The following is a 13,459-nucleotide window of genomic DNA, read 5'->3' as shown; positions in this document are numbered from 1 at the left end:
TAATATTTAGAGGAGTATGTGCTTATTGTTCCAGTAGATTTAAAAACTTGCGAAGTAGATAATGAGGCACTAAAATGAGTTTGTTTTTTCTATTTCTCCGGATTTTAATTTTAGAAAGATATCACCAATTCGGACTCTTACTAAACGCAAGGTTGGATAGCCAACAGCGGCAGTCATTTTTCGTACTTGCCTAAACTTACCTTCGGTTAGTGTTATAGAAACCCATGACATTGGTCCGTGTCGCGCATCTCTAACTTTTCTATCGGCAAAAGGAAAGTCGCCTATAGTAATCACAGCTCTTACTTTACAAGGTTTGGTATTGTATTTTGTGCCGTTTATTCCAATTTCTACTCCTTCTTGTAGCTGTTTTATCGCTTGCTCCGTAATTATTCCATCTACTTGGGCGTAATATTCTTTCTCAACTTTAGCGCTTCGGATGGATTCACTAACTTTTCCGTTAGTAGTTAAAAATAATAAGCCTTCTGAGTTTTCGTCTAATCTACCAATAGCCATCGTTCCTTCTGGAAAATCGTACAATTCGCCTAGTAAGCGTTTATTCTTCCTTTTATTTTGGTTGTTTATTAACTGACTTAAAAAACCATAAGGTTTATGTAATATAAAGTGGTGATGTTGGATTAATGCATTCAAAATAACAGTAGTTTTATATAAAAAGCAATTTAGTTACTTTATTTATAATACTTAAATTAAAAATTATTTTAAATTTACACATGCCAAAACCTAAAGGACAAAAAAACACGAAAAATAAAGCGAAGCACTCCAAGCTAATCGCTAGAAAAGTGAATAAGCAAAAAGCTGAAAAAGCGCTACGTAAAGAACGTCTTAAAGAAATTATCCAACGTGCTAAAGAAGGAAGTACAGATTAAAGTGATTTTTCCATGTATACTTTATAAATAAGGAGTTGGTTTATCCGGTCGTTTAACACAATTTTTCCATAACTTTATAGCACTAAAAAGTACTATAATTATGCAACATGAAAAGTTAGGGATCAATACCATTTGTACGCATGTTGGTGAAACGCCAGATGAACAGTTTAAAGGCGCTGTATCGCCAATGTTTATGTCTACCTCGTATGAGTTTATGGATGTGGATGTTAAGCGTTATCCAAGATACTTCAATACACCAAATCAAGAATATTTGTCTAAGAAAATTGCAGCTTTAGAGCACACAGAAGCTGCTATGATTTTTGGATCCGGAATGGCTGCTATTAGCACCGTTCTGCTTACTTTCTTGAAAGCTGGAGATCATGTGGTGGTACAAAATGATATTTATGGAGGAACAAGAAACCTTATTGAAAAGCATTTTGAGAGTTATAATATCTCATTCACTTTTACGAAAGATTTAAAAATCACTTCATTTGCAGCGTGTATACAGCCAAATACCAAACTTATTTATATTGAAACGCCTTCTAATCCGCTTTTAAAATTAGTAGATATGAAAGCGGTTGCAACTTTAGCAAAATCGGAAAAAGTATTATCTGTAATCGATAATACTTTTGCTAGCCCTATTATACAAAACCCAATTGATTTTGGAATCGATATTGTTTTGCATAGTGCAACCAAGTATTTTGGTGGTCATAGTGATATTTGTGCTGGAGCAGTTGCAGGTACCCAAGCTCATATAGATACTATTTGGCAAACGGGAATTGCGCTTGGCGGAAGTCTGAGTGATTTTACCGTTTGGATGCTAGAACGAAGTATGAAAACCTTAGCCATTCGTGTAAAAGCACAACAACGAAATGCAAGAAAATTAGCCAAGTTTTTAGATGCACATAAAGCTATTGAAAAAGTATATTATCCGGGTTTAAAGAGTCATGAGAATCATGCCTTAGCAAAAAAACAAATGAAAGGTTTTGGTGCGATGCTTTCTTTCGAATTAAAAAAAGACATAGATGCAGAAGTGTTTTTAAAAGCATTAACGCTTATAAAACCTTCTATGAGTTTGGCAGGAATAGAAAGTACCATGTTATTACCTTCTAAAACCTCCCATTCTTTATTAACTGCCGAAGCTAGAAAAGAACAAGGAATAAAAGATGGACTGATTCGTTTTTCTGTTGGAATCGAATCTAAAAAAGATTTGATAGCGGATATCGAACAAGCTATAAACAAAACAAAAAATGCATAAAAAAAACAAACATAGTAAAGGGTACGATTTTGAAACACTATTGAAGGAGTTTCCAAAACTAGAACCTTTTGTCTTTACTAATACCCACGGAACACAAACGATTGATTTCGCGAATCCGGAAGGAGTAAAAATACTGAATAAAGCATTACTTAAAAGTTATTATAATATAGATTATTGGGAGTTTGCAGATGCGCATTTATGTCCGCCAATCCCTGGTCGTGTAGATTATATACATCATTTAGCAGCGCTTTTAAAACCATATAATTTCAAAAGTGAAATACAGGCTTTAGATATTGGTACAGGAGCGACTTGTATTTATCCTTTGCTTGGTTTTGCAGAATATAATTGGCGCTTTGTAGGAACAGATGTAGAAAACGCTTCCTTGAAAAACGCACAAAAAATTATAGACAAAAATAAGTTAAGTGATAACATTACTTTACGTTTTCAAAAGGACAAGGCGCAAATTTTAAATGGCATTTTAAAACCGGAAGACACTTTTATGGTTAGTATGTGTAATCCTCCTTTTTATAAAGACGAAGAAGAGGCTCTAGAAGCGACACAACGAAAACTAAAAGGTCTTGGGAATGAAGGAAAACAAGTAGTTAGAAATTTTAGCGGTACCGCAAGTGAACTTTGGTTTACAGGAGGAGAAAAAGCTTTTTTACATACCTATTTATATGAAAGCTCTTTACATAAAAGCAATTGCTTTTGGTTTACAAGTTTAGTTTCTAATAAAGCCTTGGTGAAATCGATGCAGAAATCACTTAAGAAATTAGGAGCAACAGAAGTAAAGGTGATTAATATGCAGCTTGGTAATAAAATAAGTAGAGTAGTGGCTTGGACTTTTTTAACAGAAGAAGATAAAAAAGACTGGTTGTTGTAGTTAGAACAACAAGTTAATGAAGCTTTTGTTGATTAACGTGAGATTTAGATTTTCTGTAATCGGTTAGGATACTAATTCCTATTTGAATACGATTAAAATTCTTTTTTCTAATATGATGTTTTAAATAATCCATCTGTAGTTGTGTGTTTTTAAACAGGCGAAAACCAGCTCCAATGAAAAAACGATTTTCATGAAAAGCTTGATCCTGAAAATTAACAAAAGGTTCTTCTTTTATACCAAGGAATAGCGTTTTATTGATGTTATATTTTAAACTAAATCGATAACGTAATCTATTTTGCAATTCGTTTTTATCAGCTAATTGCAAAAAGCGTTGCTCTAGTCTAAAGCGATGCTGTACATTAAAAGCACCAAGTTTATGCTTATAATTGTATTGTTCATAGATTCTATTTTCTGTTGTATTGGGACGATTGTCTTCATCAAAAACACTATCAATATCTAAGTACGCATAAGCAATACTAAGGGTTTGATTCTGTTTAAGATGGTAATTTCCGGAAAGGCTAGTGAAAATTAAATTATAATTGGATATAGGTTCATAGAACCGTAGCTCGGCATATGTGGTTACACTAATTTTTTCTGTGAATCTATGGTTAATTCCTAGCGTATACCAAGAACCTAAGTAGTCTTCAGAAGTTTTTTGAGGAAACAATTGTGTTGGAACGAATAAGGCAAAAAGTAGTACGAATAGGGTGGTTTTTATAATCATGGAAAAAAAATAAAAAAGCCCATTTCTGGGCTCTTTTTAGTTATGATACTATTAAATATGTTCCTTTAAGTGATGGTGTTCATCAATTAATGGACCTCCTTCAATTATTTGTTCGGAAGCTTCACTCGCAAATTTTTCAAAATTTAAATGGAATGAATGTGCTAATTGAATCGATTTGCTGATATAAGCTCCTTTGTCAGTCCAAGTATTCATTGGGTCTAATAATTCTACAGGTACATTCGGACACGTTTTTGGCATGAATAATCCAAAAATTGGATGTTGAGAATAATCTACATTATCTAGATCTCCATTTAGGATTGCAGTAATCATAGCTCTAGTGTATTTTAATTTAATACGAGAACCAACGCCGTAAGGACCGCCACTCCAGCCTGTATTTATTAGCCAAACGTTAACGCCAGCATCTTGCATTTTTTTGCTTAGCATTTCAGCATATACTGTTGGGTGTAATGGCATAAATGGTTCTCCAAAACACGCAGAGAAAGAAGGTACAGGTTCTGTGATACCAGCTTCTGTTCCTGCAACTTTAGCGGTATATCCTGAAATAAAGTGATATGCTGCTTGACCTGGAGTTAATTTAGATACTGGAGGTAATACTCCAAAAGCATCCGCTGTTAGGAAAAATATATTTGTAGGATTCTTAGCGTAGGATGGTTTTTGAATATTATCAATATGATAAATAGGGTAACTTACACGTGTATTTTGTGTGATACTACTGTCCATATAGTCAATTTCATCATTGTCTTTAAAAACTACATTTTCAAGAATAGCTCCTGGTTTAATAGCTCTAAAAATATCTGGTTCTTTTTCTTCGGAAAGATCAATAGCTTTAGCATAACATCCGCCTTCAAAATTAAAGATGTTATTATCTGCTGTCCAGCCATGCTCATCATCACCAATTAGTTTACGATTAGGGTCTGCAGATAACGTTGTTTTCCCTGTGCCAGATAATCCAAAAAATATAGCAGTATCACCAGCTTCTCCAACATTAGCAGAACAGTGCATTGGTAAAACGTCCTTTTCAACAGGAAGAATAAAGTTTAAAGAAGAGAAAATACCTTTTTTTATTTCTCCAGTATATCCAGATCCTCCAATTAAAGCTATTTTTTTTGAAAAATTAAGTACAGAAAAATTACCTTGACGTAATCCAACAGCTTTAGGGTCTTTTGCTTCGTAACCAGGAGCACAAAGTACTAACCAATCTTCTTTGAAATTTTCTAATTCAGACTCATCAGAACGTAAAAACATATTGTAGGCAAACATGTTTGACCAAGGATATTCGGTAACGGTTCTCACATTTGTTTTGTATTCTGGATCTGCACATACATAAGCATCTCTTACATAGATTTCTTTACCGCTGAGATATTTTGTGATTTCAGATTGTAAATATTCAAAATTTTCAGGAGAGATAGGTTTGTTTGTTTTTCCCCACCAAACGCGATTTTTTGTATAATCATCTTTTACAATAAATCGATCTTGAGGTGAGCGTCCCGTATATTTTCCAGTGTTAATCGCTAATGTCCCGTTAGCAGTTTCTTTACCCATTCCTTTTTCAATAGTAATGGCTTGTAATTTTTCAGGGGAAAGATTCCAATGTGCATTGGTGTCTTTAATTCCGTACTTTGTTAGATCTCTTGTTTTCATAATCGGTTGTTTTAATGTATTGTTCCAGATGTAAAAATGTTAAAAAGGCCAAAATAATGGCACTAGTATTAATGATGTTATTAAGAAGAGTAGCAGCAATGGAGCTCCTACTTTTAAGTAATCCATGAATTTATATCCACCAGCTGTCATTACCATAGCATTTGTTGTTGTGCCAACAGGAGTTAGAAATGCGGTGGATGCACTAATAGCTACTATAATCATAAAGGGAGCAGCAGAAAGGTTTAGAGAATTTGCGGTAAGAATTGCTATAGGTGCCATTAATACAGCTGTAGCTGAATTATTAATAACCTGACTAAAGGATGTGGTTAATAGAAAAATACCTCCTAGTAGTACAATAGGATGTAAAGCTCCTAAAGTGTTAACAAGTCCATTGGCTATTAGCTCTGCTGTTCCTGTTTTTTGTAAAGCAACTCCCATAGGTATCATAGCAGCAATCATAATAACACTCACCCAACTAATACCTTTATATGCTTTGGCCATTGGAACACAGCCAGTGATTAATACAATGCCGGCAGAAATTAATGCCGCAATCGATCCAGGTACAAGTTTAAATACCAATAAAACAATCATTAACATTAAAGATAATAACGCGATATAAGATTTAAGGGTAATATTAGTTACGGTCTTAACCATGCCTTCCGGACTGCCACAAATTACGATATGTTCATGATGTTTCTTTAAATCGTCAATAGCACTCCATTCTCCTCTAATTAAAAAAGAATCCCCCGCTCTTACTGTAATTTCTCGTTCTGTTAGCGGTTTTGAGTTACGGGAAGCAGCCATTAATTGTACATTATATCTATCAAAAAAGTGAATAGATTTTATTTGTTTTCCAACTAAAGAAGATTGAGGTGTTACCAATATTTCCGTCATACCAACTTCTCTATTAATCAGATTGGTTCTTAGCTCATTTGCAATAGGTTTTAAAGGTAAAAGCCCTAGTCTTAAACTAATCATTAATGCATTTATAGCCTGCGTTTCTCCCTTTACTGTTATGATATCATGATACAAGAATTCTGTATCCTCTGTTGGAAGTTCAATATAAGGGTCCTTTCCTTTAAGACGGTTAGGGTGTCTTCTCTTAATACGAAGTATAGATACACCATATTTATTTTCAAAATCCCAATCTCCTAATTTAGTATTTAATAATGGCGATACAGATCTTACTCTTAATCTATAATATTCACCATCTACTTGATAAGCTTCAATCCATTTATGAAGCGTATTACTTATATCTACAGGTTTATTATTCGTTTTGTTATCAGGTAAAAGTCTATGTCCGATAAATTTAAAATAGAGAAGTGTTATTAGTAATAACGGAATACCTATTAAACTAAATTCAAAGAAAGAGAAACCTTCAAGCCCACTTTCTATCATGGCGTTATTTACTATAATATTTGGAGGTGTTCCTGTTAGTGTTAATAAGCCTCCGGTATTAGAGCCAAAGGCAACGGGCATTAATAATTTAGAGGGCAATGTTCCAATACTCCAAGCAGAAGCTATGGTTACTGGCATTAGTGTTGCTACTGTTCCTGTATTACTTACTACTCCAGAAAGTAGTCCCGAACCTAATGTGGTTATTAGTAAAAGTTTCGTTTTACTTTTACCAGCCATTTTTATAAATTTTTCACCAGCCAAAGCTGTCCAGCCAGTTTGCGATAATCCTTCTCCAATAATAAATAAAGCAGCAATCATAATAACAGTCGGATTACTAAAACCGCTTAGTGTTTCTGTTAAGTTTAAAATACCAAAAAGAAATAAACTTAACATTGATAGTAATGCGATAATATCTGGTGTAAATTTGCCCCAAATAAATAAGGCGATGGTGATAATAAGAATTGCTATCATTAAAGTCATAATTACTAAAAATTCATTGTATTTAATTATGGAATAAAGGTATAGTCATTAGAAAGTAATATTTATGACTATTATCATACTTCGAAGTATTGCAAATTTTATAATTTTGACTATTCTTTATTAAGAATTCTTTAATTTATTTCAAACAATAATGATTGCTAGTTAAAAAGAAAGCGGTTATCTGTCTTCTTTTTAATATTTTTGATATTCAGAAAAACGAAAAACACATATGAAACTAGATATATTAGCTTTTGGTGCGCATCCAGATGATGTAGAATTAGGTTGTGGTGGTACTATTGCAAAAGAAATTAAAAAAGGAAAAAAGGTTGGTATCGTAGATTTAACGCGAGGTGAACTAGGAACTCGAGGTACAGCAGCAACTAGAAAACAAGAAGCTACCAATGCGGCTAAGATTTTAGGAGTTGCTGTGCGTGAAAATCTTGGTTTTGCGGATGGTTTTTTTATTAATAACAGACAGCATCAATTAGAGATTATAAAGATGATACGTAAGTATCAGCCAGAAATTATTTTATGTAATGCTATTGACGATAGGCATATAGATCACGGTAAGGGGAGTCAGCTGGTAAGTGATGCGTGCTTTTTAAGCGGATTGATAAAGATTGAAACCGAAGTCGATGGAAGCCTACAAAAGCAATGGAGACCAAAGCAGGTATACCATTATATACAATGGAAAAATATAGAGCCAGACTTTGTAGTTGATATTTCTGAGTCTATAGAAACTAAGATAGCATCTGTTTTAGCGTACCAAACACAGTTTTTTGATGTGAACAGTAAAGAGCCTGAAACACCTATTTCGAGTAGAAACTTTACAGATAGTGTAGATTATAGAGCTAGAGACCTAGGAAGATTGGTTGGAGTAGCACATGCAGAAGGCTTTACCACAGAGCGTTATGCGGCTGTAGAAAGTTTGTTTGATTTAAAGTAAAAATTTTGCAAAAAAATCTTTGCAGTAATTACTAAATAATTTACATTTGCACTCGCATTCTTAAAGAATGTTTTTATGGTGATTGTAGCTCAGTTGGTTAGAGCATCGGTTTGTGGTACCGAGGGTCGCGGGTTCGAATCCCGTCTTTCACCCAAAAGCAAAAGCTTCTCTTTTTAAGAGGAGCTTTTTTTGTATGTATAGATTCCTTTTTTTATTAACTATTAAAATTCACATAAAATGAAGAAAACAACGATACTCATAGTTCTAGTCCTTATGGTGGCTTCCTTTTGTAATGCGCAGGAAATGACGTTTAAAAGGCATTCCTTTACAGGATATACATTTTATGAGGATGGAAATAAATTAGCGCTTAACGAATTAATTGAAAAAGTAGAAACGAATGCCGAAGTTTTACATTTGGTAAGAAGTGCAAAGTCTAAAAGTATATTTGCTACGGTTATTAGTTTTTCTGGTGGAGCTTTAATTGGGTGGCCAATTGGAGAAGCCATTAGTGGAGGTGATCCCAATTGGGTACTTGCAGGAATAGGAGCAGGATTGGCTATTGTTGCAATTCCTCTTGGATCCAGTGCTGATAAAGATGCGAATAAAGCGGTGGAGTTATATAATGCCACCTTAAATGCCACGTCTTATAAAACGTTTAAACCGGAATATCAAATTATAGCCAATGGTACCGGAATAGGATTGGCGATGCGTTTTTAGTTTTTATAAAAACAGAGAAAAAAAAAGAGTTATAAATTAAAAATTTATAACTCTTTTTTTTTTTTGCGTTAGTGATAGTAACGGCATCCTTTTTACTTTTCCTGTAAAAAGATATAGTGGATAGCGCGGTACTACGTAGCTTTTTTAGCGTAGTAGTGAACGCCCAACTTCGCTAAAGCTTCGTTGGACAAGCCGAAATACTAATTTGCTTTATCTACTTTTATTCTGTCTTTACGATTTGCTAATTCCCAAGCGGTATAGAAAATTAAACGGGTTCTGTTTTCTAATAAATCGTATTCAATTTTGTCTGGTGTATCACTTGGTTTGTGATAATCTGCGTGTGTTCCATTAAAATAAAAGATTACAGGAATGTTGTTTTTTGCAAAGTTGTAGTGGTCACTTCTGTAGTAAAAACGGTTTGGATCATTATCATCATTAAAAGTGTAATCTAAATCGATGTTACAGTATTTGGTATTCATTTCTTCGGAAATGTTGTGTAATTCGGTACTTAATTTATCGCTACCAATTAGGTAAAGATAGTTTCTGTTGGTCTTTTCACGTTTCGGATCTGTACGACCAATCATGTCTATGTTTAAATCGGCAACCGTATTTGCTAAAGGAAAAATTGGATCTTGGTCTGTGTAATATTTAGAACCGAGTAAGCCTTTTTCTTCTCCTGTTACGTGTAAAAACACGATAGAACGTTTTGGTCCTTGTCCGTTTTCTACTGCTTTTTGAAATGCTTCTGCAATTTCTAACATAGCCACAGTACCAGAACCGTCATCATCTGCGCCATTGTATATTTCACCATCTTTAATACCTTCATGATCTAAATGTGCAGATACTACTACATATTCTTCTGGTTTTTCACTTCCTTTAATGATGGCTACCACATTTTCAGATTCGAAAGTATTGGAAGCATTTTTATAATTAAATTCAATAGCGCTATTTAGTGTTTCTGTTTTGTCTGAAGTATCAATAGTGCTATGAATTGCTTTTGCTAAATCGGTATTTATAATGAAGTAGTATAGATCTTTTGGTGGTTCTACTAAAGACATTCTACCATGACTACCTCCAAATCTTTTGGCAACAAAACTGTAAGCGTCTGGATTATAGAACAAAACGGCTTTTGCGCCTTTGTTTTCTGCAACCTCACGTTTGGCTACAAATTCTTGTCTTAGATTAGACCATTTTGAAGTTTCATCAGTTCCGGAAATCGTATAGTTTCCATCGCTGTTTTTCGGTTCTCCAGCTTTAAAAAGAACGACTTTACCTTTTACATCTAAATTGGTATAGCTTGAGAATTTTTCATCATCAATACCATAACCAACATATATTATCTCTTTTGCATTAAAGGTGCCATCTGGACTAGAAATCACAGATACGTAGTCTTCAATATTTGTAAATGATTTTCCGTTTACTAATAAATCTATTGCTGGTGTACTTAATGTTTGTAAAGGAACTTCTTGAAAGTAATCGTTATTGGGTAATGCCGAAGGAATCCCTAAGCTTACATAATGATTTTTTAAATATTCTACTGCTTTCTTTTGTCCGGGATCTCCTGTGTTTCTACCTTCAAATTCATCGGAAGCATAGGTGTAAAGCGCCTCTTTAAGTTCTGCGGAAGTAATGCTATTACCATAGGCAGTAACCTCTAGAGCTTTTTTGCTATTTGTTGCTGTTTTGTTTTGCGAAGACCCACAAGAAAATAGTATTGTAGATATCCCAAAAAGGAATAACAGTTTTTTCATAAGATTGTGTTTTAATAGAATGAGTTGGTTTTGTTGCGTAATTTTATAAAAGTAATCTACTATATTACGAAAAAGCCAAATAATAGTGGGAATAATTAAAAAGGTTTATTAAAATTTTAACAACTAAATTTTAAAAATCACTATTCATTAATAGCTTGTTTTCTTGATTAGCAAGTTGCCAAGCAGTCGCAAAGATGAGTTTTGTTCTTTTTTCTAAGACAGCATAATTTATTTTATCTGGAGTGTCTGTTGGTTTGTGGTAGTCTTCGTGTTCTCCGTTAAAATAAAATATGACAGGAATATTGTGTTTTGCAAAGGTATAATGATCGCTTCTGTAGTAGTATCTGTTACTATCATCTTCACTGTTATACTTATATTCTAAATGTAAATTGGTGGTAGTGCTGTTTACTTTTTCGCTAACATAATGTAGCTCTTTGCTTAATCTATCTGCACCAATAATATATATGTAGTTCGGGTTATTTCTATGAAAAGGATCTATTCTTCCTATCATATCTATATTGAGATTAGCAATCGTGTTTTCTAATGTAAAGATTGGGTTTTTGGTATAGAATAGGGATCCTTGTAATCCGATTTCTTCAGCAGTTAAATGTAAAAAAAGGATGCTTCTTTTCGGTCTAAAACCTTCTAATTCTGCTTTTCTAAATGCTTTTGCAATTTCTAGTATAGCAACCGAACCAGAACCATTATCATCTGCTCCAAAATGTATTTCATCATTCTCTATTCCTAAATGGTCTAGATGTCCGGAGATAATAAGTACTTCTTCTGGTTTTTCACTTCCTTCAATATATGCTAATACGTTTTCGGATGTGTTTGTGCCTTCTGGTAAAAAGTCTTCTGGAATGGTTTGAAAGTATGTAGAATCTGCAATTGGCGAAGCTATGCCTTCCGATTTATAAAAATCTGCTAAAAAATTGGATGCTTTTTTTTGCCCTTCTTCACCGGTTGCACGACCTTGAAAATCACTAGATGCAAATTGGTATAGCTTTGTTTTTAATGCTTCCGAAGTAATTGATGCAGCATATTTTTTTGCTAAATCACCATCAATGATGTCAATACTTTCTTTAAGGTTTTTAATTTTTGTAGCGTATTTTTTTTCTGCGCAAGAGCCCATCAGTATAAAGGCAGAAAGTAAAAAGTACATCTTCATAAATTAATAAATTTTTGAACCTCAAATATATACAAAATTTGATAAGGATTATTCAGATAAATCTAAACCTTCTAATTCTTCAATAGCTTTGTCTTCTGCTTCTTGTACGCGAATTTCTGGTTCTATTTTAATATCAGATAAATCTAAATCTTCTAATTCTTCAATGGCGTTATCTTCTGCTTTTTGTTCACGAACTTCTAATTCTTTCGTATCACCAACTTCGGTTTCGCTAAAAATAGCTTTATAGGTAGAAAGACATAAAGAGATTATGGTTAGTAAAAAGACTAACTGTACCGCTTTTTTAGATTCGTTTTCCTTTTTAGATAAATAGAAGGCTGCTAAGCCAAAAGCTAAAGCAGCTAATGCAGGAATGAATGCCATATTAAATAAAGGCAAAGAAGATAAAACAACTGCAATTATAGCTGCAATGATACCTAAGATTATAAATAATTTTCTCATAACTATTTTAGTTTTTTAAACCTGTTGCCGATTTTATTTTAAGTTCTCCACTACCAACTGCAACTCTAAATTTTGCATATACCGGTATTTTATTTTCGTCTGCCGTTAGCCAAAGTATGTTGGCGTTATTTCCTTTTAAAACGTCTTTGCCACTAATGCTAATCGCTAGTTTGTAGCATTCTTTTTTACCAATGTTAGTGTTGATGGTTTCTTTTCCTAAAAGGGTAAAAGAAATTCTTGTTTCTTCATTATCGAATAATACTTTAAAAGAATCGGATGCTCCAACAGGTGCTTTATGGATGTCTAAATTTCTAATATGGTAAATGGTAGTTACCAAATCTTTCGTTCCTGGATTTATTTTTACTACATCATTTCTATCCCAAAAACCAGAATCAAAATTCTTGCTTTTTTGTCTTCTTAAACTTTTTACCGTATTTGATTTATGATTGAAAGTATATTTCACAAATTTGTAATGCCCGCCTTCATCAATATCTCTTTGGTATAAGTAAGGAGTAAGTGTTTTTGGATTTACATAACTTTCGTAGATGTCACGAATTTTAAAAAAATTATCCCATTTGCTATAGGTCGTTGCTGTGCATTTTAAACGTAGCAATGTAGCGGAAGAAGTTTTCACTTCACTAGTTTCCATGCGCACCTCTGCAAGATCTGTTAATAAACCAGACATATTATAAGATGCTGTAAAACTTAATTTTTCACCAGCTTGAAACGCATTGTTTTGTGCAAACGAAACGGCGCTTATGCTAAGTAAAAGGACTGCGATTATTTTTTTCATAAATTCTAAAAATTTTTCAAATATACAAGATTGTAACATTAATTATGCCGAAGCTTATACCTTAACCACTTTTTATGTGTTTTATTTTAAAAGATCTGTTTAAAATTTCAAGGTTGTTTTATTTCGGGCCGCTCGATTGCGCTTGTCTATGGCGAGAGATGGTAAAGATAAAGAGCAATCAAGGAAAATAGGTGTCACGGATTGCAAATCCGCGCTATCGGGATAACGCGGATTTGCAATCCGTGATCTGTTACCACAATCGTAAGTAATAAAGAGCATTGTTTTTGATGCACTTTTAATATTTATAAAAAAGCCATATCGCGGATTTGCAATCCG

General features: G+C 33.5%; 13 protein-coding genes and 1 tRNA gene. 6 read left to right on the top strand and 8 right to left on the bottom strand.

The genetic code is table 11. The annotated features are described in order from the left end of the window. Positions 1-69: 69 nt before the first annotated feature. Complete coding sequence (locus AMD28_RS07255) at positions 70-648, bottom strand: pseudouridine synthase (RefSeq protein WP_241492456.1); 579 nt, start codon at positions 646-648, stop codon at positions 70-72. An 80-nt stretch (positions 649-728) separates the two neighbouring features. On the opposite strand from AMD28_RS07255, the gene AMD28_RS18710 reads away from it, so the two are divergent. The 3 genes from AMD28_RS18710 (at position 729) to rlmF (ending at position 3,025) form a co-directional block, all read left to right on the top strand. Then, positions 729-884: a hypothetical protein gene (locus tag AMD28_RS18710; RefSeq protein WP_162838501.1), complete on the top strand. Its 156-nt coding sequence runs from the start codon at positions 729-731 to the stop codon at positions 882-884. A gap of 100 nt (positions 885-984) precedes the next feature. After that, the gene (locus tag AMD28_RS07250) at positions 985-2,142 is read left to right on the top strand and encodes a trans-sulfuration enzyme family protein (protein ID WP_055443486.1); all 1,158 of its coding nucleotides are present in this window, start codon (positions 985-987) and stop codon (positions 2,140-2,142) included. Further along, a complete protein-coding gene (gene rlmF, locus AMD28_RS07245; RefSeq protein ID WP_055443485.1) occupies positions 2,135-3,025 on the top strand; it encodes a 23S rRNA (adenine(1618)-N(6))-methyltransferase RlmF in 891 nt (296 codons plus the stop codon). The genes AMD28_RS07250 and rlmF overlap by 8 nt, the downstream gene beginning before the upstream one ends. Before the next feature lie 13 nt (positions 3,026-3,038). Here the strand turns inward: rlmF and AMD28_RS07240 are convergent, their stop codons facing one another. Genes AMD28_RS07240 through AMD28_RS07230 form a run of 3 tightly spaced genes read right to left on the bottom strand, consistent with a single transcriptional unit; the run spans position 3,039 to position 7,280 of the window. After that, the gene (locus tag AMD28_RS07240; protein WP_055443484.1) at positions 3,039-3,749 is read right to left on the bottom strand and encodes a DUF2490 domain-containing protein; all 711 of its coding nucleotides are present in this window, start codon (positions 3,747-3,749) and stop codon (positions 3,039-3,041) included. A 51-nt stretch (positions 3,750-3,800) separates the two neighbouring features. Next, positions 3,801-5,411 carry a phosphoenolpyruvate carboxykinase (ATP) gene (gene pckA, locus AMD28_RS07235; RefSeq protein ID WP_055443483.1) on the bottom strand — a complete coding sequence of 537 codons (1,611 nt, stop codon included), beginning with the start codon at positions 5,409-5,411 and terminating at the stop codon, positions 3,801-3,803. Positions 5,412-5,450: 39 nt separating this feature from the next. Further along, entirely contained in the window at positions 5,451-7,280 is a 1,830-nt protein-coding gene (locus AMD28_RS07230; RefSeq protein ID WP_241492454.1) for an SLC13 family permease, read from the bottom strand. A gap of 238 nt (positions 7,281-7,518) precedes the next feature. Between AMD28_RS07230 and bshB1 the strand changes: the two genes are divergently transcribed. From bshB1 to AMD28_RS07215, 3 genes are all read left to right on the top strand, one after another. Then, the gene (gene bshB1, locus AMD28_RS07225) at positions 7,519-8,235 is read left to right on the top strand and encodes a bacillithiol biosynthesis deacetylase BshB1 (RefSeq protein WP_055443481.1); all 717 of its coding nucleotides are present in this window, start codon (positions 7,519-7,521) and stop codon (positions 8,233-8,235) included. Positions 8,236-8,312: 77 nt separating this feature from the next. Next, positions 8,313-8,388, top strand: a tRNA-His gene (locus tag AMD28_RS07220). A gap of 84 nt (positions 8,389-8,472) precedes the next feature. Beyond that, positions 8,473-8,952 (top strand): hypothetical protein, encoded by a 480-nt coding sequence (locus tag AMD28_RS07215; protein WP_152975561.1) that lies wholly within the window; start codon positions 8,473-8,475, stop codon positions 8,950-8,952. 200 nt (positions 8,953-9,152) lie between these two features. Here AMD28_RS07215 and AMD28_RS07210 read toward each other — a convergent pair whose 3' ends face one another. The 4 genes from AMD28_RS07210 to AMD28_RS07195 form a co-directional block, all read right to left on the bottom strand. After that, positions 9,153-10,703: a M28 family peptidase gene (locus AMD28_RS07210; RefSeq protein ID WP_055443479.1), complete on the bottom strand. Its 1,551-nt coding sequence runs from the start codon at positions 10,701-10,703 to the stop codon at positions 9,153-9,155. Between the two features lie 130 nt (positions 10,704-10,833). Then, positions 10,834-11,871 (bottom strand): M28 family metallopeptidase, encoded by a 1,038-nt coding sequence (locus AMD28_RS07205; protein ID WP_055443478.1) that lies wholly within the window; start codon positions 11,869-11,871, stop codon positions 10,834-10,836. Positions 11,872-11,919: 48 nt separating this feature from the next. Further along, entirely contained in the window at positions 11,920-12,330 is a 411-nt protein-coding gene (locus AMD28_RS07200) for an FUSC family protein (RefSeq protein WP_193787279.1), read from the bottom strand. 7 nt (positions 12,331-12,337) lie between these two features. Continuing rightward, entirely contained in the window at positions 12,338-13,123 is a 786-nt protein-coding gene (locus AMD28_RS07195; protein ID WP_055443477.1) for a DUF3108 domain-containing protein, read from the bottom strand. Between the last annotated feature and the right edge of the window lie 336 nt (positions 13,124-13,459).

The sequence above is a fragment of the Lacinutrix himadriensis genome (assembly GCF_001418105.1).
GTDB lineage: Bacteria > Bacteroidota > Bacteroidia > Flavobacteriales > Flavobacteriaceae > Oceanihabitans > Oceanihabitans himadriense.
The sequence above is the reverse complement of the archived record's forward strand: the minus strand, read 5'-3'. Positions and strand labels throughout refer to the sequence as shown.

Bases quoted from the DNA above. Each gene is read 5' to 3' on its own strand.
- AMD28_RS07230 (WP_241492454.1), bottom strand. From the start codon at position 7,280: ATGATAGCAATTCTTATTATCACCATCGCCTTATTTATTTGGGGCAAA.
- bshB1 (WP_055443481.1), top strand. From the start codon at position 7,519: ATGAAACTAGATATATTAGCTTTTGGTGCGCATCCAGATGATGTAGAA.
- rlmF (WP_055443485.1), top strand. From the start codon at position 2,135: ATGCATAAAAAAAACAAACATAGTAAAGGGTACGATTTTGAAACACTA.
- AMD28_RS07200 (WP_193787279.1), bottom strand. From the start codon at position 12,330: ATGAGAAAATTATTTATAATCTTAGGTATCATTGCAGCTATAATTGCA.
- AMD28_RS07205 (WP_055443478.1), bottom strand. From the start codon at position 11,871: ATGAAGATGTACTTTTTACTTTCTGCCTTTATACTGATGGGCTCTTGC.
- AMD28_RS07215 (WP_152975561.1), top strand. From the start codon at position 8,473: ATGAAGAAAACAACGATACTCATAGTTCTAGTCCTTATGGTGGCTTCC.
- AMD28_RS07250 (WP_055443486.1), top strand. From the start codon at position 985: ATGCAACATGAAAAGTTAGGGATCAATACCATTTGTACGCATGTTGGT.
- pckA (WP_055443483.1), bottom strand. From the start codon at position 5,411: ATGAAAACAAGAGATCTAACAAAGTACGGAATTAAAGACACCAATGCA.
- AMD28_RS07210 (WP_055443479.1), bottom strand. From the start codon at position 10,703: ATGAAAAAACTGTTATTCCTTTTTGGGATATCTACAATACTATTTTCT.
- AMD28_RS07195 (WP_055443477.1), bottom strand. From the start codon at position 13,123: ATGAAAAAAATAATCGCAGTCCTTTTACTTAGCATAAGCGCCGTTTCG.
- AMD28_RS18710 (WP_162838501.1), top strand. From the start codon at position 729: ATGCCAAAACCTAAAGGACAAAAAAACACGAAAAATAAAGCGAAGCAC.
- AMD28_RS07240 (WP_055443484.1), bottom strand. From the start codon at position 3,749: ATGATTATAAAAACCACCCTATTCGTACTACTTTTTGCCTTATTCGTT.